The 25,194-nt window shown below is 39.0% G+C and carries 27 protein-coding genes, 4 tRNA genes and 1 pseudogene; 30 read left to right on the forward strand and 2 right to left on the reverse strand.

Translation table 11 applies throughout. The features are described from left to right. Nucleotides 1-166: 166 nt before the first annotated feature. Nucleotides 167-1,174 carry a thiamine ABC transporter substrate-binding protein gene (locus tag BWP33_RS11305; protein ID WP_002642365.1) on the forward strand — a complete coding sequence of 336 codons (1,008 nt, stop codon included), beginning with the start codon at nucleotides 167-169 and terminating at the stop codon, nucleotides 1,172-1,174. A gap of 74 nt (nucleotides 1,175-1,248) precedes the next feature. On the opposite strand, the gene BWP33_RS11310 is transcribed toward BWP33_RS11305, so the two are convergent. Next, the gene (locus tag BWP33_RS11310; protein ID WP_002642364.1) at nucleotides 1,249-1,515 is read right to left on the reverse strand and encodes a DUF3079 domain-containing protein; all 267 of its coding nucleotides are present in this window, start codon (nucleotides 1,513-1,515) and stop codon (nucleotides 1,249-1,251) included. A gap of 391 nt (nucleotides 1,516-1,906) precedes the next feature. On the opposite strand from BWP33_RS11310, the gene gnd reads away from it, so the two are divergent. The 4 genes from gnd to BWP33_RS11335 all read left to right on the forward strand — a co-directional run bounded on the left by gnd (nucleotide 1,907) and on the right by BWP33_RS11335 (nucleotide 4,308). After that, the gene (gene gnd / locus BWP33_RS11315) at nucleotides 1,907-3,355 is read left to right on the forward strand and encodes a decarboxylating NADP(+)-dependent phosphogluconate dehydrogenase (RefSeq protein WP_002642363.1); all 1,449 of its coding nucleotides are present in this window, start codon (nucleotides 1,907-1,909) and stop codon (nucleotides 3,353-3,355) included. Nucleotides 3,356-3,710: 355 nt separating this feature from the next. Continuing rightward, entirely contained in the window at nucleotides 3,711-3,923 is a 213-nt protein-coding gene (locus tag BWP33_RS11325; protein WP_002642361.1) for a hypothetical protein, read from the forward strand. Nucleotides 3,924-3,946: 23 nt separating this feature from the next. Further along, the gene (locus BWP33_RS11330) at nucleotides 3,947-4,057 is read left to right on the forward strand and encodes a bacteriocin (protein WP_002642360.1); all 111 of its coding nucleotides are present in this window, start codon (nucleotides 3,947-3,949) and stop codon (nucleotides 4,055-4,057) included. After that, nucleotides 4,054-4,308 carry a hypothetical protein gene (locus BWP33_RS11335; protein WP_040629170.1) on the forward strand — a complete coding sequence of 85 codons (255 nt, stop codon included), beginning with the start codon at nucleotides 4,054-4,056 and terminating at the stop codon, nucleotides 4,306-4,308. The genes BWP33_RS11330 and BWP33_RS11335 overlap by 4 nt, the downstream gene beginning before the upstream one ends. 97 nt (nucleotides 4,309-4,405) lie before the next feature. On the opposite strand, the gene BWP33_RS11340 is transcribed toward BWP33_RS11335, so the two are convergent. Continuing rightward, the gene (locus BWP33_RS11340; RefSeq protein ID WP_002642359.1) at nucleotides 4,406-6,460 is read right to left on the reverse strand and encodes an AAA family ATPase; all 2,055 of its coding nucleotides are present in this window, start codon (nucleotides 6,458-6,460) and stop codon (nucleotides 4,406-4,408) included. A 603-nt stretch (nucleotides 6,461-7,063) separates the two neighbouring features. On the opposite strand from BWP33_RS11340, the gene waaC reads away from it, so the two are divergent. From waaC to BWP33_RS11460, 25 genes and pseudogenes are all read left to right on the forward strand, one after another. Continuing rightward, entirely contained in the window at nucleotides 7,064-8,044 is a 981-nt protein-coding gene (gene waaC / locus BWP33_RS11345) for a lipopolysaccharide heptosyltransferase I (protein ID WP_040629168.1), read from the forward strand. Nucleotides 8,045-8,090: 46 nt separating this feature from the next. Then, nucleotides 8,091-8,519: a hypothetical protein gene (locus BWP33_RS11350; RefSeq protein WP_040629164.1), complete on the forward strand. Its 429-nt coding sequence runs from the start codon at nucleotides 8,091-8,093 to the stop codon at nucleotides 8,517-8,519. A gap of 62 nt (nucleotides 8,520-8,581) precedes the next feature. Next, complete coding sequence (gene rsmD, locus BWP33_RS11355; protein WP_002642356.1) at nucleotides 8,582-9,163, forward strand: 16S rRNA (guanine(966)-N(2))-methyltransferase RsmD; 582 nt, start codon at nucleotides 8,582-8,584, stop codon at nucleotides 9,161-9,163. Nucleotides 9,164-9,271: 108 nt separating this feature from the next. Beyond that, entirely contained in the window at nucleotides 9,272-9,523 is a 252-nt protein-coding gene (locus tag BWP33_RS11360; protein ID WP_002642355.1) for a YfhL family 4Fe-4S dicluster ferredoxin, read from the forward strand. A 97-nt stretch (nucleotides 9,524-9,620) separates the two neighbouring features. Continuing rightward, a tRNA-Tyr gene (locus BWP33_RS11365) sits at nucleotides 9,621-9,704 on the forward strand. Between the two features lie 23 nt (nucleotides 9,705-9,727). Further along, nucleotides 9,728-9,801, forward strand: a tRNA-Gly gene (locus BWP33_RS11370). A gap of 64 nt (nucleotides 9,802-9,865) precedes the next feature. Further along, nucleotides 9,866-9,940, forward strand: a tRNA-Thr gene (locus BWP33_RS11375). A 41-nt stretch (nucleotides 9,941-9,981) separates the two neighbouring features. After that, nucleotides 9,982-11,166 carry an elongation factor Tu gene (gene tuf, locus BWP33_RS11380; protein ID WP_002642354.1) on the forward strand — a complete coding sequence of 395 codons (1,185 nt, stop codon included), beginning with the start codon at nucleotides 9,982-9,984 and terminating at the stop codon, nucleotides 11,164-11,166. An 18-nt stretch (nucleotides 11,167-11,184) separates the two neighbouring features. Beyond that, nucleotides 11,185-11,260, forward strand: a tRNA-Trp gene (locus tag BWP33_RS11385). A 92-nt stretch (nucleotides 11,261-11,352) separates the two neighbouring features. Beyond that, complete coding sequence (gene secE, locus BWP33_RS11390) at nucleotides 11,353-11,571, forward strand: preprotein translocase subunit SecE (protein ID WP_002642353.1); 219 nt, start codon at nucleotides 11,353-11,355, stop codon at nucleotides 11,569-11,571. A gap of 11 nt (nucleotides 11,572-11,582) precedes the next feature. Continuing rightward, complete coding sequence (gene nusG, locus BWP33_RS11395; protein ID WP_002642352.1) at nucleotides 11,583-12,131, forward strand: transcription termination/antitermination protein NusG; 549 nt, start codon at nucleotides 11,583-11,585, stop codon at nucleotides 12,129-12,131. A gap of 129 nt (nucleotides 12,132-12,260) precedes the next feature. Beyond that, nucleotides 12,261-12,695 carry a 50S ribosomal protein L11 gene (gene rplK / locus BWP33_RS11400; RefSeq protein WP_002642351.1) on the forward strand — a complete coding sequence of 145 codons (435 nt, stop codon included), beginning with the start codon at nucleotides 12,261-12,263 and terminating at the stop codon, nucleotides 12,693-12,695. After that, nucleotides 12,695-13,390: a 50S ribosomal protein L1 gene (rplA, locus tag BWP33_RS11405; protein WP_002642350.1), complete on the forward strand. Its 696-nt coding sequence runs from the start codon at nucleotides 12,695-12,697 to the stop codon at nucleotides 13,388-13,390. Before rplK ends, rplA begins: the two co-directional genes overlap by 1 nt. A gap of 243 nt (nucleotides 13,391-13,633) precedes the next feature. Beyond that, nucleotides 13,634-14,131 (forward strand): 50S ribosomal protein L10, encoded by a 498-nt coding sequence (rplJ, locus tag BWP33_RS11410; protein WP_002642349.1) that lies wholly within the window; start codon nucleotides 13,634-13,636, stop codon nucleotides 14,129-14,131. 64 nt (nucleotides 14,132-14,195) lie between these two features. Then, entirely contained in the window at nucleotides 14,196-14,564 is a 369-nt protein-coding gene (rplL, locus tag BWP33_RS11415) for a 50S ribosomal protein L7/L12 (protein WP_002642348.1), read from the forward strand. A 350-nt stretch (nucleotides 14,565-14,914) separates the two neighbouring features. After that, entirely contained in the window at nucleotides 14,915-19,084 is a 4,170-nt protein-coding gene (gene rpoB / locus BWP33_RS11420; RefSeq protein ID WP_002642347.1) for a DNA-directed RNA polymerase subunit beta, read from the forward strand. Nucleotides 19,085-19,214: 130 nt separating this feature from the next. Beyond that, complete coding sequence (locus BWP33_RS11425; RefSeq protein ID WP_002642346.1) at nucleotides 19,215-19,661, forward strand: hypothetical protein; 447 nt, start codon at nucleotides 19,215-19,217, stop codon at nucleotides 19,659-19,661. 230 nt (nucleotides 19,662-19,891) lie between these two features. After that, nucleotides 19,892-20,773: an IS982 family transposase gene (locus BWP33_RS11430; protein WP_104930280.1), complete on the forward strand. Its 882-nt coding sequence runs from the start codon at nucleotides 19,892-19,894 to the stop codon at nucleotides 20,771-20,773. Between the two features lie 14 nt (nucleotides 20,774-20,787). Further along, a complete protein-coding gene (locus tag BWP33_RS12580; RefSeq protein WP_155999599.1) occupies nucleotides 20,788-20,955 on the forward strand; it encodes a hypothetical protein in 168 nt (55 codons plus the stop codon). Next, a pseudogene (locus tag BWP33_RS13335) lies at nucleotides 20,955-21,038 on the forward strand (hypothetical protein); the annotation flags it as partial. The gene BWP33_RS12580 and the pseudogene BWP33_RS13335, both read left to right, overlap by 1 nt. 136 nt (nucleotides 21,039-21,174) lie before the next feature. After that, a complete protein-coding gene (locus BWP33_RS11435) occupies nucleotides 21,175-21,684 on the forward strand; it encodes a hypothetical protein (protein WP_002642344.1) in 510 nt (169 codons plus the stop codon). 215 nt (nucleotides 21,685-21,899) lie between these two features. Continuing rightward, the gene (locus BWP33_RS11440; protein WP_002642343.1) at nucleotides 21,900-22,289 is read left to right on the forward strand and encodes a hypothetical protein; all 390 of its coding nucleotides are present in this window, start codon (nucleotides 21,900-21,902) and stop codon (nucleotides 22,287-22,289) included. A 470-nt stretch (nucleotides 22,290-22,759) separates the two neighbouring features. After that, nucleotides 22,760-23,407, forward strand: a complete 648-nt coding sequence (locus BWP33_RS11450; protein ID WP_002642341.1) for a hypothetical protein — start codon at nucleotides 22,760-22,762, stop codon at nucleotides 23,405-23,407. Nucleotides 23,408-23,591: 184 nt separating this feature from the next. Next, nucleotides 23,592-24,437, forward strand: coding sequence for a hypothetical protein (locus BWP33_RS11455; RefSeq protein ID WP_002642339.1), 846 nt, complete (start codon nucleotides 23,592-23,594; stop codon nucleotides 24,435-24,437). 155 nt (nucleotides 24,438-24,592) lie between these two features. After that, nucleotides 24,593-25,150 (forward strand): calcium-binding protein, encoded by a 558-nt coding sequence (locus BWP33_RS11460; protein WP_158666837.1) that lies wholly within the window; start codon nucleotides 24,593-24,595, stop codon nucleotides 25,148-25,150. Nucleotides 25,151-25,194: the final 44 nt, after the last annotated feature.

Raw genomic sequence — 25,194 nt, forward strand, 5'->3', positions numbered from 1 at the left:
ATCAAAAATAAACCTTATCCACAGCATCATGCGCCACTCATAAATTATCATAATCTTTTTTAAATTTAATTTTTATTTTATTTAATGTATCAATTTGTTTTCTGTTACCTTAAAAATTTGGCATAATCTTTTTTTTGTTTTTCACACCACAATAAGGATTTATTCCATGAAATCAAATCGCATTTTGTCTACAATCATCACGCTGTTATTGGCTAATCAAGCTCTTGCTGCCACAGAAATTCGGCTCGCCACACACGATAGCTTTGATTTACCCAAAGAATTAATTGCCGAATTTGAACAAAAAAATGATGCCAAAATCAGCATCATCAAAGCTGGTGATGGCAATGAATTGCTCAATAAATTAATCATCAGCAAACGCAAACCCATCGCTGATGTTGTCTACGGTTTAGACAACGGCAATATTTTAAAAGCAAATGCTGAAAATTTATTAGCAGACAAGCAGCCTGAAAGCGCACCAACCGTTGTATCGATGCCCCATGCGTTGGCGGTGGATTTCGGTTTTGTGGCAATCAATTACGATAAAAAATGGTTTAAAGAGAAAGGATTGGCATTACCCAAAACACTGGCTGATTTGGCAAAACCCGAATACAAAAATTTACTGGTAACACCTAATCCAGCCACTTCCACACCAGCAATGGCGTTTTTGTTGGCAAATATCGGTGGTTTAGGCGAAGAGCAAGCCTTTGATTGGTGGAAACAAATGCGCAACAACGGCGTGAAAGTAACCAAAGGTTGGTCTGAGGCATATTACAAAGAATTTTCATTGAATGGCGGTTCACGTCCGATGATGGTGGGCTATTCCAGCAGCCCAGCGGCGGAAGTGTTCTACAGCAAAGGGAAGTTATCCACACCCAATATGGGCAATTTATTTTTAGTAGGTGGCGTGTATCGTCAAATGGAAGGTGTAGCGGTACTCAACGGCGCACAGCAACCTGAATTAGCAGCAAAATTAGCACAATATTTGCAAAGCGACAAAGTACAACGTGCCGTGCCAACGAGTATGTGGGTATATCCTGCGGTCAAAAATGTGCCTTTGGCGGCAGTCATGGTGCATTCTAGCGTACCGACTGCGCATTACGCCCCCCATGACAAACGCGTTTTTGCAAATTACAAAACATGGTTAAGTCGTTGGAATAAGACCGTTTTAAAATAACGTAAATTTGAAATAAAAGGCAGCCTGAAAACGTGTTGTGGATAAGTTTTCAGGCTGCCTCATTATTCATTGGATTAATTTTTTTTGACGGGTAATTTAATGTGTGGTTTGGGTGTGGATTCGGGGACAATGGGGACTAAATTCAGCTCTTGCATTTGTTCGGGCGAAAGTAAATTCGACCAATCGCCCTTTTTGTACCATTCTGCGCCGTCTAATTCTATGGGGTGTTGAATGCGTTCGCAACCGTTACCGCATTGTAAATCGTCTGCGACGCAATATTTATCACAGCCCCAGCAGATACGTTCGGGGTGTTTGGGGGCAATGGGAAATTTTTTAGCCATAATATTCTCCTAAAATGATTTTATTGAGTTTACTCTTTTTTCAGGCAGCCTGAAAGTGTGGAATTTGTCCACATTATCCACAAGTCAAATGTATTTTCCCAAAATTAACCACACTTATCCACAAGCCATGCCAATGCTTACCTGTGAATTATCCACAGCTTAATTTTATCATTAAAATTTTGATTTATCTTTTGAATTGGAATTATCCACAAGGAAACGTGCCATTCATAAAATATCATAATCTTTTTATATTTTAAAAATATAGTTATTTATTTAATTTAATTGTTTGGTTTTTTTATTGTGTAATCTGTTTGTAGGGTTTAAAGTTTCGTGTTTATTAATTTTCAGGCTGCCTGAAAAATCATTTAACTCACTTCACAAGGAATAAAATATGAAAGGCGATATTGGCGTAATTGGTTTGGCCGTGATGGGGCAAAACTTGATTTTGAATATGAATGACAAAGGTTTCACGGTTGTGGCGTATAACCGCACAGTGGAAAAAGTAGATGAATTTTTAAACAATGCAGCTAAAAATACCCGAATCATCGGCGCATACAGTTTACAAGAGCTTGTGGATAATTTAAAAAAACCACGTAAAATTATGATGATGGTTCGCGCAGGTCAAGCTGTTGATGATTTAATTGCCCAATTAATTCCCTATTTGGACGAAGGCGATATTTTGATTGACGGTGGCAATGCCAACTATCCCGATACCAATCGCCGTTGTGAAGAATTGGCGGCAAGAGGTTTGCGCTTTATTGGTGCAGGGGTGTCAGGTGGCGAAGAAGGGGCGCGTCATGGCCCATCAATTATGCCTGGTGGACACGCATCGGCTTGGGAATATATGAAACCGATTTTTCAAGCCATTGCAGCCAAAACACCAGATGGCGAACCTTGTTGCGATTGGGTCGGCGACAACGGCGCAGGGCATTTTGTTAAAATGGTACACAATGGGATTGAATACGGTGATATGCAACTGATTTGCGAAGCCTATCAATTCATGAAAGATGGCTTAGGCATGAATTACGATGAAATGCACGAAGCGTTTAAATCATGGAAAAACACAGAATTAAATTCATACCTAATTGACATTACAACCGATATTTTGGCATTCAAAGATGAAGATGGTAAACCATTGGTTGAGAAAATTTTGGATACCGCAGGACAAAAAGGTACAGGCAAATGGACAGGCATCAATGCGCTGGATATGGGTGTGCCACTTACTTTGATTTCAGAAGCGGTGTTTGCTCGTTGTGTGTCGTCATTCAAAGCGCAGCGCGTGGCGGCGGCGCAATGGTATCCACATCAAGTAGAGAAAGTTTCAGGCAGTCGTGAACAATGGTTGGAAGCATTACGTTTATCGCTGCTTGCCAGCAAAATCATTTCGTATGCGCAAGGTTTTATGTTGATGATGCAAGCAAGTCAAAATTTCAATTGGCATTTAAATTATGGCAATACAGCTTTGTTGTGGCGCGAAGGCTGCATTATTCGCAGCGTGTTTTTGGGCAATATTCGTGATGCTTATGAGAAAAATCCAGAGCTGGTGTGGTTGGGGCAGGACGATTATTTCCGTGATATTTTGCACAACGCTTTACCGCAATGGCGTAAAGTAGTGGCAAAATCCATTGAATTGGGTATTCCGATGCCATGTATGGCGGCGGCAATTACATTCTTGGACAGCTACACATCTGCACATTTGCCAGCCAATTTATTGCAAGCACAACGTGATTACTTTGGCGCGCACACTTACGAGCGCATTGATGCACCACGCGGTCAATTTTTCCACACCAATTGGACGGGTATGGGGGGCGATACTGCATCCAGCACTTATGATGTGTAAGGGCAGCGTGTTTCGTCAAGTGAATGCATAGGGGCTATTGACAATTCAAAAAAAGAGGCAAAGGATTTAAGATATTGTTTCCACACAACCATCTTAAACCTTTGCCATTCGGTTGTATAACTGTACAATTAAATAAGGATGTATCATAGCGAATGGCATCAAAACCAACTTGGACAATGATAGCCAAACTATTTTGCAATGGATTGCTGACAAACTATAGTGTTAAATTAACTCAACTGTATGAATTGTGCCAAAATCAAAACATTAATTTGGAAAAAGTGGAAAAATTAGTGTTTGAATTGACAATGATTAATGTATTGGAATGTTTAATTGAAAGTTAAAAGGATAAATTATTATGTTTAATTTTCTAAATAAAAATATATTTATTAAAGCAATTACAGTAATTGTAATGGGCTGTTTTTATTCATTTTTAATGTTTGGTATTTTTGTATCTTGTAAGGAATTTGGTTATTCATGTGCACCTAAGATGGATGCGGGTGGGCTTGCTTTTTTAAGTGTATATGGTGGCTTTTCTTTAAGCGTGGCTTTGCATATTTACGATATTTAATACAATTGAAAGGATAAATAATTATGAAAGAATTAAATATTAAAGATATGACTTTAGTTTCTGGTGGAGTTCAATGGGATAAAGTAGGTGCAGGATTAGGTGCAGTTGGAATAGGATTAGCTCTATATTATTGATAATTATACTGAGCATTGTCATTAAAGGCTGGCATAACATTATTCCGCGCAATATTGAAACAATTCAAACTTCAGATGGTTATGAATTGGATATTTCAGCAGTGCAGAAATTGGTACAAGCCATGTCCGCATTCCAACCGCAAGCAACCAACGTAACTAATGGAAGCGTATCACAACAAATGCACCAATTTATGCAACAAATTCAGGCTTCTTCGTATTGGCAGCAGTCTGAAAACGCTGGTATCTTGTAAACCATAAGCACTTTAAAATCTTTGCAAAACACCCCAAAATCCTCTTAATTCTTGTTGGGTGAGAATTTAAAGGATTTTGGGGCGTTTCACAAAGGTTTTATACTGCAAAACCCATGGCGTTTTTCGCTCCTTCTTTTAACGCGCATTCGGTTTGCAACGCTTTGAACATGGCTTCAGCTGTTTCAAATGGTGTAATCCGTGCTTGCTTGTGTAATACCGCAAAATCGCCAGCCGCCACATTCTTCAGACGAATCAAATCCGCTTTCAGGCTGCCTGAAACCGTTAAATTAAATTTTTCCGCATACGCATTAAATAATTGCCACACCTGTTCACCACGCAAATAGCCAAATTCAATCTTAAAATCAAATCGGCGCAACGCTGCTTGATCCAAATTATTCATCAAATTGGTACTCGCCACAAAAATCCCATTGTAGCTTTCCATTTGCGTGAGCATCTCATTGACTTGGGTTACTTCCCAGCTTTGTCGCGCCATGCGTCTATCTTGCAAAAAGCTGTCCACTTCGTCAAACACCAATACTGCATTTTCCGCTTGTGCTTCTTCGAATGCGGCGGCAATGCGTTGCTCGGTCTCGCCAACGTATTTATTCAGCAAATCCGATGCACGTTTGTAAATTAAACGTTTGTCGGCTTGTTTGGCAAGCCATGCAGCGTAAGCAGATTTGCCTGTCCCTGCCGCGCCGTATAAACACAATGTCCCTCGTCCTGATTGAGCAATACCTTGCGCGATGGCGGCTAAATCTTGTTTGCTGTTGACCCATTCCACATTGTAAATTTCGGGCAATTTGCTGTGGGTTTGCAAAGTTTGATAATTGCCTTGCGCTTGCAAAGTGTTTTTGATGAGTGTGTGGAACAATTCGCCCATTTTTTCAGGCTGCCAATTTGTGAGCGATTCGGTGATTTTGTGGGCTTGTTTCAAAATGGCAGGGACGATGGCATCATGTTCCGCTAAACCTTGAATTTGTGTTTCGTTGTAAAAATGGCTGGTGTATTCACGAATCATGTTGGCTCGCGTGCTAATTGGTGGCGATTTCATTTCAATTACCATATCAAAACGGCGAATCGCAGATGGGTCAATCATGTGAACTTGATTGCAAATCCAAACAGTTGGTACGGCGTTATTTTCCAAATGGCGATTTAACCACGCTTTATTTAATGAATAACCACGCTGATTGCGGTCAAAAATGTCTTCCACTTCGTCAAACATCAACAACACATTTTGTCTGGCTAAAATACTTTGTGCCATGCGTAATGCGTTGAGTCGGTTGTCGCGGTCGGCTGGATCGCCGTCGTGATTTTCCCATGAAATTTCAAATAGTTCTACTCCAATCGCTTGACTTAAGGCGCGAGTAAATTCGGTTTTGCCTGTGCCTGCCAAACCGTGCAATAAAATGTTGCAACCTTTTTGCTGATGTGCAAAAACGTGCTGTAAATGCTGTTGTACAGCTGTGGATAATACTCCCAAATGATTGAAATGAGATAAATTTAATTGAGTAGTTGGTGCTGCCTGAATATGCATTTTCAACATATCCACAGGCGATAAACGCTCTTTTATCATCAATTCTGCAAATTTATTAGACAACACATCTACTTTACTGCGTAAATAATATTCGTTGCTGCTGTCTAAACTCAAAATGCCGATGGTTTTCAATGTTGATTTGTAATCAAATGCAGCTACAATTTTATCTTCAGGCAGCCTTAACAACACCGCCAACGCATGACACGCGCTAGAATCGTCTAAATCACCCAATAATCCCGTGAACCGCGCCAATGAATTTTGACTGTGCAGCAACACAAAAAACGTAATCAACCGCGCTTCCACATCATTCAAATGAAACAACGCCACCCATTCTGCCACATTATCGCGCAGCGTGTCGGGAATGGATTGTTGCCAGATGGCTTCAAAATCATGATTGACAAACCATTGATTATATTCTTGTTTAATGCGTTCACGTGCCGCAATTGGGGTGTAAGGATTTTCTTCGTTGAACCACTCATCGGCGTTGATGAATTTAGCGATAAGTGTATTGTCAAATCCTTCGGATAATACAAAATTTTTTTGTCCATCAAGTGTATATAAAATATCCCACAAAAAAGTGGTAAACAAAGGTTTTAATTGTTCGATTGCAACCATGGTTATCTCTATCCTATTTTTAATTTAAAAAATGTTGTTAATTCAAATTATTTCAATTAATTATTTGATTAATATATTTAATTTAATTTTATACACAGGGAATTGATTGGCGAAAATGTCGTGTAACAGCCGATGTAATTGCCAATCAGCGCAGAATAGTTGCGTCCTGTGCGTCCATCGGGCATAACTGCCACGTGTTCAAGGTGTGGCAGTGGTGGTCAATGATAAAATAGCATTTTCAATCCAACTATTTGAATTTTAATATTATTTGTTTATTGGTTTTTCTGTTCTGTATCCAACAGACGCGCCTCAGGCTGCCTGAAAATAATCACTGGCACCGTGAAAATAAATTTGTGGATAATTGTAAAGATTAGGCGGAGAAAATTTAGAATGCGCGTAATGTGTTCAGGCTGCGTGCAGAATGTTGGATAGGCAGAAGTTTTTGCATGATAATATCCTTTCATAACGCAAGAATTGAAAATATAGAGATTCAATTATGGGCGAAAATCAACTCGATTGGCAAGTTTTTTTATTTTCAGGCTGCCTGAAAAACAGAAAAAATGCGACAATCTCATTTTCTGATGAAACATGAAGTTATCCACAATGAAAGTTTTACTGGTTCGCCTGTCCAGCATGGGCGATTTGATTCATACGCTGCCTGCGATTACCGATTTATCGCGCTATCGTCCTGATATAGAATTACATTGGTTATGCGAAAAAAGTTTTGCGGATATTGCGCGATTGCACCCATTTATTAAACATATTCATATGCTTGAATGGAGAAAGTGGCGGACAAAACTATTTCAGTCGGACACTTGGCGTGCATTAGGTAGTCTGAAAACCGATTTGCGTCAAGCGCATTATCAACAGGTTGTAGACAGCCAAGGTTTGATTAAATCGGCGGTGTTTGCAAAATGGGCGTGTGCGCCAATTGGTGGTTTGGATTGGCATTCGGCACGAGAGCCGTTGGCATCTTGTTTTTATGCGAATAAATTTGCGGTGAAAAAAGGCGAAGATGCAGTTTGGCGAAATCGGCAATTATTTGCACAAATGTTTGATTATCAAGCAGATGGTGCGCCTGATTTTGGTGCGGTTATGCCAGAAAATGCTTCAGGCAGCCTGAAACATTTGCCCGAGCAATATTATGTTGCGTTACACGCGACCAGCCGTGATAGCAAATTGTGGGCATTTGGTCATTGGTTAAAATTTTTAAATAAACTATATGAATCAGATGGTTTGCCAATTATGTTACCGTGGGGCAACTTGGCAGAGAAGCAACGCGCGGAACAAATGGCTGATGCGTTGCCATTTGTGCGAGTGTGTGCGCCGTTAACTTTATTACAATTAGCTGATTTATTGGCGAAATCTCGTGCAGTGGTTGGGGTGGATACGGGTTTATTGCATTTGGCGAATGCGGTAAATTGTCCGCTTGTCGGCATTTATACTGACAGCGATCCCATGAAAACGGGTGTGCAATCATCAGATTGGGCGAAAAGCGTGGGCGGTGTGGGGCAGATGCCTAGTGTTAATGAAGTGTTTGATTTATTAGAAATTTGTTTGAAAAATAAATTTCAGGCAGACTGAGAATAGGTTAAAATGTTATTTTTAATAAAGAACCGAAAGATTGAAAATGAAAAAATATGTTGGATTGTTAATGATAACTTTGTTTACTTTAGTGGCTTGTGGCGATAAAAAAGAAGTAACTCAAAAAACTGTGTCTGAAATTCACGTGGAAACCCCAAAGCCTGTTCCCAAAACCAATTTGCAACCTGTGACAGAAAACGTGCCACAAAATGATTATGTGCCAGTAGAAGCACCGCAATCAGATTCACAAAATGGCTACAAAACCATGCCAGAAGAACCTATGGAAACAGAGGCAGTTGCGCCCATTTCTGAGCAACCTATTGCGCAGCCTGAGTCGTTTGTTATGCCTGAATCCAACGTTCAGCAGCCTGAAAATGCAACAGTGGAACCCACTCCATCTGGTACAACAGATGCTAAGCAAAATTGTCAAAATATGCCCGATCCCGAAGGGAATTTGTCAATTATTTGTCAATAAAATCAATTATTTTATTTAAAGTAATATAATAAGTTATTATATTTTTAGAAATTATTAATCAGATGAGTAAATTTAAGAATCAACCTAAAATCAAACATGGTAAACATATCAATCAAATTCGCATAATCGGAGGGCAGTTGCGTGGGCGAAAAATTCAGTTTCCAAATATGGAGGGGTTGCGTCCTACGCCTGATAGTGTACGTGAACGGTTATTTAATTGGCTGGGACAGGATTTGACGGGGCGAGTGGTGTTGGATTTGTTTGCTGGTAGTGGTGCATTGGGATTTGAGAGCGTGTCGCGTTGTGCAAGACAAGTAATATTATGTGATACGAGTTTTGGGGTGGTGCAAAATTTGCGGCGGCATAGCCAGTTGTTTCAAATAAAAGATAAAATTCAAATTTATCAACAAGATGGTTTAAAATATTTGGCACAAACTTCGTTGAGGTTTGATGTGGTGTTTCTTGACCCACCTTTTGCGTGGCAAAATTGGGTGGAATTATTTGAATTATTAAAAAATAATTTAAATCCAAATGCTTATGTTTATGTTGAAGTAAGTAGAGTGCCTGAAATTCCTGATGATTGGATGATTGTGCGAGATGGGAAGGCGGGGCAAAGTTTACAATTATTGCTTCAAAAACAGTGAAATAATAAACATTCTCAAAGCGTTAAAAAATGTTTTCAGGCAGCCTGAAAAAAAACAACTATGCTATAATTCGGCGATTATGAGTTTTTTAGGCGAGTGTAAACAACAATGTCTTTATTTATTACTGATGAGTGTATCAACTGCGATGTGTGTGAACCCGAATGCCCAAATGATGCAATTTCACAAGGCGAAGAAATTTATGAAATTAATCCCAATTTGTGTACTCAGTGTGTAGGGCATTATGATGAGCCACAATGCCAGCAAGTTTGCCCAGTTGATTGTATCTTAATTGATGAAACACATCCTGAAACGCAAGAACAGTTGATGGCAAAATACCACAAAATTATTGCTGAAAAATAAAATAAAAATATTAATAAAACAAACTGGTGTTAAAAAATTTTACAAAATTACTTGACCGAATTTTAGAATGAAAGTATAGTTTGGTCTTTCTGAACACGGTGGGATTCCCGAGCGGTCAAAGGGAGCAGACTGTAAATCTGCCACGAAAGTTTCGAAGGTTCGAATCCTTCTCCCACCACCAAAATTTAATTTGGAGCAGGATTAGCGGGTGTAGCTCAATGGTAGAGCAGAAGCCTTCCAAGCTTACGGTGAGGGTTCGATTCCCTTCACCCGCTCCAAATATTTTTTTGATATAGCTACAATTTGATAAAGATTGTAGCTATAAGTAATGATAGTGAATAGGCCCATGTAGCTCAGGGGTAGAGCACTCCCTTGGTAAGGGAGAGGTCGGCGGTTCAATTCCGCCCATGGGCACCATATAGAATTTTTGATGATTTGATACTATTTAGGAGTTTGCCATGGCAAAGGAAAAATTTGAACGCAGCAAACCACACGTAAACGTTGGTACAATCGGTCACGTTGACCATGGTAAAACCACTTTGACTGCTGCGTTGACGACTATTTTGGCTGAAAAATTCGGCGGTTTGGCAAAAGGTTACGACCAAATTGACAATGCGCCAGAGGAAAAAGCACGCGGCATTACCATCAATACCTCCCACGTTGAATACGAAACTGAAACACGCCACTATGCGCACGTTGACTGCCCAGGTCACGCGGACTATGTGAAAAACATGATTACTGGTGCGGCGCAAATGGACGGTGCAATTTTGGTTGTATCTGCAGCTGACGGTCCTATGCCACAAACTCGCGAACACATCTTGTTGGCTCGTCAAGTAGGTGTACCTTACATTATCGTATTCATGAACAAATGCGACATGGTTGATGATGCTGAGTTGTTGGAATTGGTTGAAATGGAAATCCGTGACTTGTTGTCAAGCTACGACTTCCCAGGCGATGACTGCCCAATCGTACAAGGTTCTGCTTTGCGTGCATTGGAGGGTGATGCTGCATACAAAGAAAAAATCTTTGAATTGGCGGCTGCATTGGATAGTTACATTCCTACTCCAGAACGTGCGATTGACAAACCATTCTTGTTGCCAATTGAAGACGTATTCTCTATCTCTGGTCGTGGTACAGTGGTAACAGGTCGTGTAGAGCGCGGTGTCATCAAAGTAGGTGAAGAGATTGAAATCGTAGGTTTGAAACCCACTCAAAAAACCACTTGTACTGGTGTGGAAATGTTCCGCAAATTGTTGGACGAAGGTCAAGCAGGCGACAACGTAGGTGTGTTGTTGCGCGGTACCAAACGTGAAGAAGTGGAACGTGGTCAAGTATTGGCTAAACCAGGCACCATTACGCCACACACTAAATTTGAAGCAGAAGTGTATGTATTGAGCAAAGAAGAAGGTGGTCGTCATACGCCATTCTTCGCGAACTACCGTCCACAATTCTATTTCCGTACCACTGACGTAACGGGTGCAGTAACCTTGTCAGAAGGCGTGGAAATGGTGATGCCAGGCGAAAACGTGAAAATCACTGTTGAATTGATTGCACCAATCGCGATGGAAAACGGTTTGCGTTTTGCGATTCGTGAAGGTGGTCGTACCGTAGGTGCGGGCGTTGTGGCTAACGTGATTGCTTAATCGTTGAATAAAGTTTAAAGGTCAATAGCTCAATTGGTAGAGTATCGGTCTCCAAAACCGAGGGTTGTAGGTTCGAGACCTACTTGGCCTGCCATATAAAAAACTAACCAAGAGAAAAACTTGGTTAGTTTTTTTCTTATATGTTTCAGGCAGCCTGAAAAAATTGCTGTTAAAGAGGAACGCAAAATGAATCAAGAAATTGAGCAGGAAAAGCAAAATGGGTTTAGATTAGGATGTTATATCCGTGAATCTATTATTGAATTTAAAAAAGTTGTTTGGCCTAAACGTCCCGAGGCTGTCCGTATGACTATGTTTGTGATGGTGTTTGTGGCAGTATTTGGTACATTTATTTATGGTGTAGATAGTTTGATTTCATTATTGTTTAATTTTATTTTAGTGAAATAAGGGTGAGGGTAATGGCTAAGCGTTGGTATGTATTACAGGCCTATTCAGGTTTTGAAAAAAATGTCCAAAAAACTTTGAAAGAACGCATTGCGCGTGAAGAGATGGATGAGTATTTCGGTCAAATTTTAGTGCCTGTAGAAGAGGTTGTAGATATTAAAAATGGTCGCCGTATGGTGTCAGAGCGCAAATTTTTTCCAGGCTATGTACTGATTGAAATGGAGATGACTGATAGTTCATGGCATTTGGTAAAAAGTACGCCACGTGTAAATGGCTTTATTGGTGGGACGGCTCATCGCCCATTGCCAATTACACAGCGTGAAGTTGATGCCATGATGGCGCAAGTAGGTGGCAGTTTTGAAGTTGGTATGAAAAAGCCCAAGCCTCGTGTGGAATTTGAAGTGGGGCAGCAGGTACGAGTGAATGAGGGGCCTTTTGCTGATTTTACTGGATTGGTGGAACACGTTGATTATGAAAAAAATAAATTGCGTGTAACCGTGCAGATTTTTGGACGCGAAACACCAGTAGAATTGGAGTTTGGGCAAGTAGAAAAAGTAGTCTAATGATTTCAGGCTGCCTGAAAAGATTTGATTTCTCTTGTAAAATGAAACCATTTAAGCTACAATCTTGCGCTTATTATTTCTGGGGAGCAGATTTTCTGCGTTATACCCATTTTTTGGAGTTTAATTAATATGGCAAAAAAAGTCGTAGGCTATATCAAACTGCAAATTCCTGCAGGTAAAGCCAATCCATCACCACCGGTTGGTCCAGCTTTGGGTCAGCGTGGTTTGAATATTATGGAGTTTTGTAAAGCATTTAACGCAGCAACTCAAGGTTTGGAACCAGGTTTGCCAACGCCTGTGGTTATCACAGCTTATGCGGATAAATCTTTTACGTTTGTATTGAAAACGCCTCCTGCCTCTGTATTGTTGAAAAAAGCAGCAGGTATTAAGAGTGGTAGCTCTAACCCATTGACGAACAAAGTGGGTACCGTTACTCGTGCTCAATTGGAAGAAATTGCTAAAACCAAACAACCTGATTTGACTGCTGCTGATTTGGATGCTGCGGTTCGTACAATTGCTGGTTCTGCACGTTCTATGGGCTTGAATACTGAGGGAGTGGTGTAATGGCTAAAGTTTCTAAACGCTTGAAAGCATTGCGCTCTTCAGTTGAAGCGAATAAATTGTATGCAATTGATGAAGCAATTGCTTTGGTAAAAAAAGCAGCAACAGCTAAATTTGATGAGTCTGTTGATGTGTCTTTTAATTTGGGCGTGGATCCGCGTAAATCCGATCAAGTGATTCGTGGTTCTGTGGTCTTGCCAAAAGGTACAGGCAAAACGACTCGTGTGGCTGTTTTCACACAAGGTGCAAATGCAGAGGCTGCAAAAGCAGCGGGAGCAGATATCGTTGGCTTTGAAGATTTGGCAGAAGAAATCAAAAAAGGTAACATGGACTTTGACGTGGTGATTGCATCTCCCGATGCAATGCGTATCGTTGGTCAATTGGGTACTATCTTGGGTCCACGTGGTTTGATGCCAAATCCTAAAGTGGGTACAGTTACCCCTAATGTTGCAGAAGCAGTTAAAAATGCAAAAGCAGGTCAGGTTCAATACCGTACTGATAAAGCGGGTATTATTCACGCAACAATCGGTCGTGCGTCATTTGCAGAAGCAGATTTGAAAGAAAACTTTGACGCGTTGTTGGACGCTTTGGTAAAAGCAAAACCTGCTGCTGCTAAAGGGCAATACTTGAAAAAAATCGCCGTATCCAGCACAATGGGCTTGGGTGTGCGAGTTGATACTTCAAGCGTAAACAGCTAAAAAATTTTTCAGGCAGCCTAGAAAGAACGTGTTTTGTTTTTCAGGCAGCCTGAAACTGGGCTACTTAATCATACAAATAAAATTAAGTAGATGTCCAAGACCGTAGGGAACGCCAGTTTTAAAAAATTACCCTACGCAGACGGTAGTCCTGAAAGAATATTGCAAAATGTCTAATCAGGTTGCCGCGCTGGTGGAATATGGTAATGTTGCCATATTCTTTTGATAAACAGTGGGAGGTAGACCTTGAGTCTCAATATTGAAACCAAGAAAGCAGCCGTAGAAGAGATTAACGCAGCGATTGCGAATGCTCAAACTATGGTAATTGCTGAGTATCGCGGTATCAGTGTTGCCAGCATGACTGAACTTCGCGCTAATGCTCGTAAAGAAGGCGTGTACTTACGCGTTTTGAAAAACACATTGGCTCGTCGCGCAGTTGAAGGAACTTCTTTTGCTGGTTTGGCTGATCAAATGGTCGGTCCATTGGTTTATGCTGCATCTGAAGATGCCGTAGCCGCCGCAAAAGTGCTGCACCAATTCGCGAAAAAAGATGACAAAATCGTAATCAAAGCAGGTTCTTATAATGGCGATGTATTAGACGTTGCTCAGGTAACTGAGCTGGCATCTATTCCAAGTCGCGAAGAATTGTTGTCCAAATTGCTGTTCGTTATGCAATCACCTGTTTCAGGATTTGCACGCGCTTTGGCTGCTTTGGCAGAGAAAAAAGAAAGCGAAAACGCTTAATTTTTCTGCGATTTTATTCGTTTAATATTTTAAATTTAAATCAATATTTTGGAGTTTAATAGTCATGACTATTACTAAAGAAGACATTTTGAATGCAGTTGAACAATTAACTGTTATGGAGTTGAACGAGCTGGTTAAAGCTTTTGAAGAAAAATTTGGCGTTTCTGCTGCTGCTGTTGCCGTTGCAGGTCCAGCTACTGTTGGTGCTGCTGCTGAAGCAAAAACTGAATTTGACGTTATCTTGGCATCTGCTGGTGATCAAAAAGTGGGCGTGATTAAAGTAGTTCGCAGCATCACTGGCTTAGGCTTGAAAGAAGCTAAAGATTTGGTTGACGGTGCGCCTAAAACACTTAAAGAAGGTGTTTCTCAAGCTGAAGCTGACGACATCAAAAAACAATTGGAAGAAGCTGGCGCGAAAGTGGAAATCAAATAATCCATTGGCTGTTGCTTAACAATCCAGTAAACTTGGCTGGCGGTTTTTACTGCCAGCCTTGTTTGCGCTTTTTAGATTGAAAAAAGTTTAAATTTACAAAAATTTACTATTTACTGGTTATTTTTGAGAAAATTTTTGTAAATTTGTATTAAATTTTATTTTTTTGTGGCTTTTAGGCTGCCTGAAAACTAAAATCCTATGTTCTCAAATATTTTCTGTATTTTAATTCCCACATTGATTCTGTTTTGATTACAAAATAGATATTTCCTTATATGTCTGAACGCATCATTTTTCAGGCAGCTTGTTGATTGTTTTATCATCGTTATCGCCAAATTTTGGAGTATCTGACAATGAGTTACACCTTTACCGAAAAAAAGCGTATTCGCAAAAGTTTTGCCAAACGCGAAACCGTTTTGGACGTGCCTTACCTTTTGACTACTCAGCTTGAATCATATGAAAAATTCTTGCAACAAGGTCGCGCCTATGACCAACGTCTTAATGACGAAGGTCTTCAGGCTGCTTTCACGTCTATTTTCCCGATTTTAAGTAATAATGGCTACGCAGAATTGGATTTCGTGCATTATGTTTTGGGCGAGCCATTATTTGATATTCCTGAATGTCAATTGCGTGGTATCACTTATGCTGCACCTTTGCGTGCGCGTATCCGCTTGAAAATTTACGATAAAGAAACACCCGTAGAAAGCAAAACCATCAAAGAAGTGCGCGAAAATGAAGTCTACATGGGCGAAATCCCTTTGATGACACCGAGTGGCTCATTTGTCATTAATGGTACAGAACGTGTGATTGTTTCGCAATTGCATCGCTCACCTGGCGTGTTTTTTGAACATGACCGCGGTAAAACCCATGCTTCTGGTAAGTTATTGTTTTCAGCACGTATTATTCCCTATCGTGGCTCGTGGTTAGATTTTGAATTTGACCCAAAAGATTTGTTATATTTCCGCATTGACCGCCGCCGTAAAATGCCCGTAACCATTTTGTTACGCGCTTTGGGTTATAGCGATGAACAGATGTTGGATATGTTCTATGACAAAGAAACCTATTATTTAGGCAAAAATGGCGTACAAACCGATTTGATTGCCGAACGTTTGCGCGGTGAAATCGCTAAATTTGATATTGTAGATGACAATGGCAAAGTTTTGGTTAATGCCAAAAATGTACGCGATATTCAGGCTGCTGGTTTAAAACGCTTGACTGTGGAACCCGATGCACTGATTGGCAAAACGTTGGCTCGCGATGTGATTGTGGCGGAAACTGGCGAAGTGATGGCAAAAGCCAATAGCGAAATCACAGAAGAATTATTGGCACAATTGGATATTAATAATATCAAAGAAATTCAAACGCTTTTTGTGAATGAAACCAGCGCAGGCAATTATATTTCTGCTACTTTGCGTACCGATGAAACCGCCGACCAAACCGCAGCGCGCGTCGCCATTTATCGCATGATGCGCCCTGGTGAACCACCTACAGAAGATGCGGTAGAAGCCTTGTTTAAGCGTATGTTTTTCCAAGAAGAAACTTATGATTTGTCGCGTGTGGGGCGCATGAAATTCAATACGCGTACTTATGAACAAAAATTGCTGCCTGAACAAATCGGCAATTGGTACGAACGTTTGTTGAATGATATGTCGGAAAAAACCGATAAAATCAGCTTCATTTTAAGCAATGAAGACATCGTTATGACCATCGCGACTTTGGTGGAATTGCGCAACAGCCACGGTGAAGTAGACGATATTGACCACTTAGGTAACCGCCGCGTGCGTTCTGTCGGCGAATTGGTGGAAAATCAATTCCGTAGCGGTTTGGCGCGTGTAGAACGTGCTGTAAAAGAGCGTTTGAATCAAGCCGAAAGCGAAGGTTTGATGCCCACCGATTTGATTAACGCCAAACCCGTCTCTGCTGCGATTAAAGAGTTTTTCGGTTCTAGCCAATTGTCGCAATTTATGGACCAAACCAACCCATTGTCTGAAATTACACACAAACGCCGTGTATCTGCTTTAGGTCCAGGCGGTTTGACGCGTGAACGTGCAGGCTTTGAGGTGCGCGACGTACATCCAACGCATTACGGTCGTGTTTGTCCAATTGAAACGCCGGAAGGTCCGAACATTGGTTTGATTAACTCATTGTCGGTATATGCACGTACCAATGAATACGGTTTCTTGGAAACGCCTTACCGCCGCGTGATTGATGGCAAAGTAACCAATGAAATTGACTATTTGTCTGCAATTGAAGAAGGTCGCTATGTGATTGCGCAGGCAAACTCTGAATTGGATTCTTCAGGCTGCCTGAAAACCGACCAATTAATTACTTGTCGTGAAAAAGGCGAAACCATTTTGGCAACCGCCGACCGCGTGCAATATATGGACGTGGCAACAGGTCAAGTGGTATCGGTGGCTGCATCGTTGATTCCATTCTTGGAACACGATGACGCGAACCGTGCCTTGATGGGTGCGAACATGCAACGTCAAGCCGTCCCTTGTTTGCGTGCTGAAAAACCGATGGTGGGTACAGGCATTGAGCGTTCTGTGGCTGTGGACAGCGCGACTGCAATCGTAGCGCGTCGTGGCGGCGTGGTGGAATATGTGGACGCTAACCGTGTAGTTGTGCGTGTACACGATGAGGAAGCAACAGCAGAACATGGCGGTGTGGATATTTACAATTTGGTTAAATTCACGCGCTCTAACCAATCCACAAACATCAACCAACGCCCAGCCGTAAACGCTGGCGATGTATTGCAAAAAGGCGATTTGATTGCCGATGGTGCATCAACCGACTTGGGTGAGTTGGCACTTGGTCAAAACATGACAATTGCCTTCATGCCATGGAACGGCTACAACTACGAAGACTCCATTTTGATTAGCGAACGCGTGGCGGCTGATGACCGTTACACGTCAATTCACATTGAAGAATTAAACGTAGTGGCACGCGATACCAAGTTGGGCGCGGAAGACATTACCCGTGATATTCCAAACTTGTCAGAAAAAATGCAAAATCGTTTGGATGAATCGGGCATCGTGTACATTGGCGCGGAAGTGGAAGCAGGCGACGTATTGGTTGGTAAAGTAACACCAAAAGGCGAAACACAACTCACACCAGAAGAAAAATTGTTACGCGCCATTTTCGGTGAAAAAGCGTCTGACGTAAAAGACACGTCTTTGCGTATGCCAACGGGCATGAGTGGTACGGTGATTGATGTGCAGGTGTTCACACGCGAAGGCATTCAACGCGACAAACGCGCTCAATCCATTATTGAAGTGGAATTGAAACGCTATCGCCAAGATTTGAACGACCAAATTCGTATTTTTGACAATGACGCATTTGACCGTATTGAGCGCATGATTGTGGGACAAAAAGCCAACGGCGGTCCGAACAAATTAGCTAAAGGCAAAGAAATCACATCTGAATATTTGCGTGAATTGCCTAGCCGTCATGATTGGTTTGACGTACGCGTTGCCGATGAAGACATCGCCAAACAAATGGAATTGATTAAACTTTCATTGCAACAAAAACGCCAAGAAGCGGAAGAGTTGTATGAAGTGAAAAAACGCAAAATGACACAAGGTGATGAATTGCCGCCAGGTGTACAAAAAATGGTGAAAGTGTTTATCGCCATCAAACGCCGCTTGCAGGCAGGCGATAAAATGGCGGGTCGCCACGGTAACAAAGGTGTGGTATCGCGCATCTTGCCTGTCGAAGACATGCCATATATGGCGGACGGTCGCACGGTGGATATTGTGTTGAACCCATTGGGCGTACCTTCACGTATGAACATTGGTCAGATTTTGGAAGTACACTTGGGTTGGGCGGCAAAAGGTATTGGTCAGCGCATTGATAAAATGCTGGCTGAACAACGCAAAGTCAGCGAATTGCGCGATTTCTTGAACAAGTTGTACAACGGTAGCGGTAAAAAAGAAGATTTGGACAGTTTGAGCGATGACGAAATCATCACGCTGGCTGAAAATTTACGCCGTGGCGCAACATTTGCATCGCCAGTATTTGACGGTGCGAAAGAGCAAGAAATTTACGAAATGTTGAATTTGGCGTACCCAAGCGAAGACCCCGATATTCAAAAACTGGGTTTCAATGACACCAAAACGCAAATCACTTTGTATGATGGACGTTCGGGCGAAGCGTTTGACCGCCGTGTTACCGTGGGCGTGATGCATTATTTGAAACTGCACCACTTGGTTGATGAGAAAATGCACGCACGTTCTACTGGCCCGTACTCTTTGGTAACGCAACAGCCGTTGGGTGGTAAAGCGCAATTCGGTGGTCAGCGTTTCGGTGAGATGGAGGTGTGGGCGTTGGAAGCATACGGCGCGGCGTACACCTTGCAAGAAATGTTAACGGTTAAATCCGATGACGTAACAGGCCGCACCAAAATGTACGAAAACATCGTCAAAGGCGAACACAAAATTGATGCAGGTATGCCCGAGTCGTTTAATGTGATTGTCAAAGAAATCCGTTCGCTGGGCTTGGATATTGATTTGGAACAGAATTGATATTTGAGTTAAATTGATTTTCAGGCAGCCTGAAAAATGGGAAATACGGTTATTTAATTGTAGGGTGGGTGCAAGTACCCACACTACGTTTGCTCTACCCTATGCTGACTCCATAAATAAGGAAACTGTGATGTTACGAGTATTTAATTCGCGAAAACAATTATATCCGCTCATTTATTATGGCTTGTTAATGCCATTGATTTCAGGTGTTGTAATGGGTTTATTTACAGGATTTTCTTTTTTTACATGTGAACATCATTTTGTTGTTGAATTGATGTCGGGGCTGTATTGGATTTGTATTTGGATAGTTGGAGCATATGCTTTTGGTGGTTGTACAGCATGTATAACTGGTTTAGTTGCTTCAATTCTTGTGAATAAAAATATTGCTAAATGGAAATTTTTATTTATAACTATAATTTCTGCAGTATGTACATCTTTTTTGATTTTATTTTTACTTATTGATTTTAAAAAACCTTTTAATGAGTTAATGATGATATGGAGCATACTAAGTACAATTATAACTACATTGCTATATTTCAAAACAAAAAATTTTCATTATTTTACTAATAAAGGATAGTAATTGTGGCAACTCATATTTTTTATTACCATTTTTCTTGAAAAAGGAAATGTAATTTTGAATTTGAGGGAGTAATCATGGCAGGTTTTAGTTTAGACGATGCTTTTGAATTGTTACAAGGAGTACGCCATTCTCAACTCTATCTAAATTAAGATATGGCAATTGAATAAAAAGGGGCATAACCCCACTCTTAAAGATACCCGTCAAGATAATCCGAAAGAGAGACAGTTATGCCCCAAGACGAATTTATCATTAAAACGTATCTAATGGTAGATGCTTTATACAATCAGCTCGTTCAAAAACCATTAAGACAAGGTGGCTTTGCACCCAAACTTTCAGATTGTGAACTGATTTGTATGGAAATTGTTGGCGAATTTCTCGGTATGGATACCGATAAAAAAATTTGGCAATATTTCAAACAACATTGGCAAAATTGGTTTCCCAATTTAGGCTCTTACCCTAATTTTGCCAAACAATGTGCCAATTTGTATTGGGTTAAACAACAAATGCATCAAAAAATCACTGCAAATTGGTGTGAGCAAACAGAGTATTATGCAGATGCCTTTCCTATTGCAGTCTGTAAATTTGCCCGAGCTAAACGCCATCAAAATTTTCGTGCATATGCGACGTTCGGTTATTGCGCTTCCAAAAAAGAGACCTATTATGGTTTTAAAGGTCATCTTTTGATTACTCGCTCAGGTATGATTAAAGCCTTTACTTTTACAGCTGCCAATGTTGATGAACGGCAGGTATTACCTGAACTTTTAGAAGGCAAAACAGGGTTTGTTGGTGCGGACAAAGGGTATTTAAGTTCTGAATTAAAAGATGAAATGAAACAAAGCCATATTAATTTACAAACACCTTATCGTAGCAATATGAAAGATGACAGAAGTCCTCAATTTCTCAAATGGCTAAAAAATAGTCGCCGTATGATTGAAACAGTTATTGGTCAATTAACAGAGAGATTTAACATGGAAATAGTTCGTACAAAAAATCTGTTTCACCAATCTAACCGTTTTATTCGGAAAATTTTATCGCATAATTTTTGCTGTTTACTGAATCAACAAATTCAACACCCAATTACTCAATTTGCTGGGTTAATTGGGTGTTGAGAATGGCGTAAGGAGTGGTATCTACAACACCAGCAACATATAGTGCCGCCACAGGTGTGGAAACTATTGCCAATAATCAAAGAAATGGTACTCATAATTTAACAGATTTTTTATCTTATTCTTCTAGTATTGTTTCATCTGTGAATGCTTATGCGGCAATGATAAACAAAAATACACTTTAACCCAAATTACTTTGTATGATGGGCGTTCAGGTGAACCATTTGACCGCCGCGTAACGGTGGGTGTGATGCATTATTTGAAATTGATGCTTGTATGCCTGAATCATTCACTGTGATTGTCAAAGAAATCCGTTCGCTGGGCTTGGATATTGATTTGGAACAGAACTAAATTTGTTTCAGGCAGCCTGAAAACCATTTTTATCAAATAAATAAGGAAATTTCATGGCTTTTATTGAAACAACGATTATCCCAGAGATGATAGAAAAATATGATATGGCGCAAGATTATTTAAAAATTGCCAATCATAAACGACAAGATTTTTTGACTTATGGTCAAGAAGAACCTTTTGGCAAAAGTATAATGGCGTATAGACGATTAGAAAATTTGGGTCAAATAGATCCAATTGTGATTGATGAACAACAAAATTGTTATTTGCGTTATGGTAATTGTGCCAGTGTCATATTTGGGGTACGTCCACATAATTATGTGTTTTTTTATTATAAGGGACAAAGAATTTATTTGGTTGTGGATTTTGTTTCTGGTAAAAAAGATTTAATTAATAAAAGCTATGCAATAGAATACAAAGTTATCCAAGTTAATTCATTATCTACTATTAGTGTGAATGAGCAATTTCTTGGGTTGCTTAAAGATGCATTGTATACCTATTATTATAATTTCCATAATTTTAATGATTGGAAATGTACAGTATCTGTTTGTTTTGATTTTATTTAGTAACCATATCAAATTGTAGCATTAGCTAAATCTAATGATGATTTTAAGAATCTTACGAGTGTTGACAATAGGGAACAGCCCTATCATTTTGCCAAACTCGTAACCCAAAATTATGAAGTAGTCGCTCATTGGAAATGACCGCGCAATGGGTATTGTTGATTTATCAAGCCCCTCTATACTTACTTCACTCAATAAGAATTAGAAATTAATAAAAAATGAAATATCTTTTAAATTCTATCATTATTTTTATTATCAGTATGTCATTGCTTGCTTGTGATAATAAAGACAAAGCTGTACCACCAGTACAAGAGGAAGTTTATGACTTCCGTAATGAAAAATATCAGGATTTTTATTCTAGGTTTATGAGAAAGGTTGAGAGGGTAGATAGTGAAAGTATTGTTAATAATACATTCCAAAGAACTTTTGATAAGAAATTTATTGAATCTCACTTGGGAGCTAAAGATGCTCCAAAAGAAATTGTATTTAAATTGATTGTTGAACGAGTAGATGAAAAACATATCTTACAAGCAGGTGGAAGAGAAATTTTTCATAAACTTGATGAAATTAAACATCGTTATAATTATTTGAAAAAAACAAGGGAATAGAGAGTTTTCGTACCAATTGTGTTTAAGTGTTGATGAAGAGATTGGATTGGATTGTCTGAAAGATTTGCGTTATAGAGGGTTTGAGTATTTTTATTTTGCAAATGGTCAGTTAAAAGACGAACATATTTCTCAATTCTTATCATTTTTATGCGATGTAATCAATAATCAGAAGATTTGTGAGTTGTCTGTTGTTCCCAGCAAAACCCACAACATTAGAGTAACTATTTACTTTGGCAAACCACAAGAATTTTTTTATATTATGCCGTATGTAGAAAAATATCTTTACCAAATGACCGGAGAACACTTATGGCAAACTTCACCTAAAGAGAATTAGAGATTATCTCTACAGCTTATGTGGATATTAAGTTTCGCATGAATGGCAATTTGGAAAGACCGCGCAATCGATATTGTTGATTTACCAAGCTCCTCTATACTTACTTCACTCAATAAGAATTAGAGATTAATAAAAAATGAAATATCTTTTAAATTCTATCATTATTTTTATTATCAGTATGTCATTACTTGCTTGTAATAATAAAGACAAAGCTGTGCCACAAGTACAAGAAGAAGTTTATGACTTCCGTAATGAAAAATATCAGGATTTTTATTCAAGGTTTATGAGAGAAGTTGAAAAAAAAGATAAAGGTAGTATTAATCCCAATGATGGTTTTGAAAAGTCGTTTGATTATCAGAAGATAAAACAAGTTTTAGATATTGAACATCCTAATCAAAGTATATTATTTAAATTAAATATTTATAGACTTGACCCAAATAGTAGGTATGTAGGTATGCTAGGTAAATATCAAAATAAAGAAGATATTTTAGCACACCTACAGCAACAACAAATTAATTTTAAATATCAGGAATGTTCATTGGAAAAGCAAGTGGATGGATTATATTGCCTTGATACAAAACAATTAATCTACTACTATTTACCCAATAACTCAAAAAACAAGATTAAAAATATCAATCAAAGTATTTATGTGTACTGTAATTTAAATTGTAGAATTTTGGATTATCCAACTTATCCTTACAATGTAAAAATCAGTATTCACTTTTCAAATCCACAGGATTTTTTCTATATCATTAATTATGTAGAAAAATATTTTTTAAAATGACAGGAGAACATATATGGCAACGTTCACTCAAGCAGAAGTAAATCGCATTAAAGCAATGTACAACAATATTATCAATCGTATGAATGATTCAGGTACGATTGCCCTTAATCCTTAGGCTGGCGGTAAGACGAAAGTTGGGCCCCTGCTTTTCAGGCAGCCTGAAAAGCAATTTGGGAAAATTATCATGAAACTTTTTAAAAAATATTTATTTTTTGTGTTGTTGATTGTGATGATTTTGGGTGGTTTCTTTTTCTATCATAAGCAGTCATCAAATCCTGAATTGGTATATTGGGAATACATGATTAACCAAGACCCCAAGCCTAAACATATTTCGGAAGAAGAATATTTTTTAGGAAATCAAGAAGGTATGTGTTGGCGAGATAATAAAGTTTATTCAAAAGATGAACTTTTACAAAAAGCAAAATTACAATTTCTGATGTATATAGAGAAAAAAATTGATGATTATCAATATGGGAGAGTTTTAGACGCTTCCGAAAAAAATTATATTGATACAGATGTAATATGCCAAAAAAATCCTTTAAATTGCCAATTATATCAGTCTAAATTGACCTTGAAGAAAAATGAATTGGTGGAATTTTTAGAAAAAGATGATAATGTAGATAAAATTATTGAGACAGCGAGACAGTTTTCTGTAGAACAAGAATATATGGAAAATTTAAATCAAACCTACATTGCTAGATATCATAATGCTCAAGAATTTTTTCCTGTTGATTGTTGTAAAATTCAGAAAGTAGAGCAATTTATTGATTTTACTCAATCAAAAGATGGTAAGCAGTTTATTTTATTAACAGATAAACTATCTAAATTGATGCAGCAAAAAATAGTCAAGAATTTAGGTTTAAATCATGCATTATTTTTAGTTAATTCTATTCGTACACATATTGATATTCAAAATACCCCTGTATTTCGTATAAGAAATATATATGATTCAAGTGTATACGAAATTTTTATTTTAAATAATTGTGGGGATATTTTCCCTATTTCTATAATTTTAAATAAAAATTGGTAGTGTTCCAAAAAGTATGATGCCTCAAAATTAAGCACTAAACATAACCAAAATTAACATAGTGAAATAACATATCAAACGCTTTAAAATGGAAAAACTTCTGTTTAGAAAAACAGTAAGAACGCCTTACTGCACGAGCTATTTTGTGCCTTAACCTGTTGTTATTACCTTTAATGCCAACCGTGTATCGAACCATTACTGGTAATATTTTTGCCAATCAACTGTTTGGTGGCTCAGGTAATGATATAATTAAAGGTTTGTTGGGTAATGATGCTTTGAATGGTGGATTAGGAAATGACCGTTTAGAAGGTGGTTTAGGCGCAGATACCTATGTGTTTAAAGCAGGAGATGGTCATGACCGCTTGTATGATAGTGGTGGCAACGATACTTTGCGCCTTAAAGATGTGAGTTTAGACCGTTTGTGGTTCAGCCGTGATGGGAAAAATTTGCACATTGATGTATTGGATAATGGAGGTTCTGTTACCATTGAAAATTATTTTACAAGTGCAAAATCAACTCACTTTACCATCAATGCGATTGAACATTTCCAAACCGATGGGCGTCATTTGTTTTCCAGTTATGTAAACAGGTTATTGAATATCATGAAAAAATTTAAACCTACTGAACACGTTGATTGGAATGTAGATATGCAAAAACAGCATTATTTACAAAATAATCATATTGAACAATATTGGCAATCTATTGAACAGTATTAAAGTAAGATTTATTTTCAGGCTGCCTGAAAGTAAAACAGTTTCAA

Origin of the sequence: Simonsiella muelleri ATCC 29453, assembly GCF_002951835.1 — a bacterium.
GTDB classification, from domain to species: Bacteria; Pseudomonadota; Gammaproteobacteria; order Burkholderiales; family Neisseriaceae; genus Simonsiella; species Simonsiella muelleri.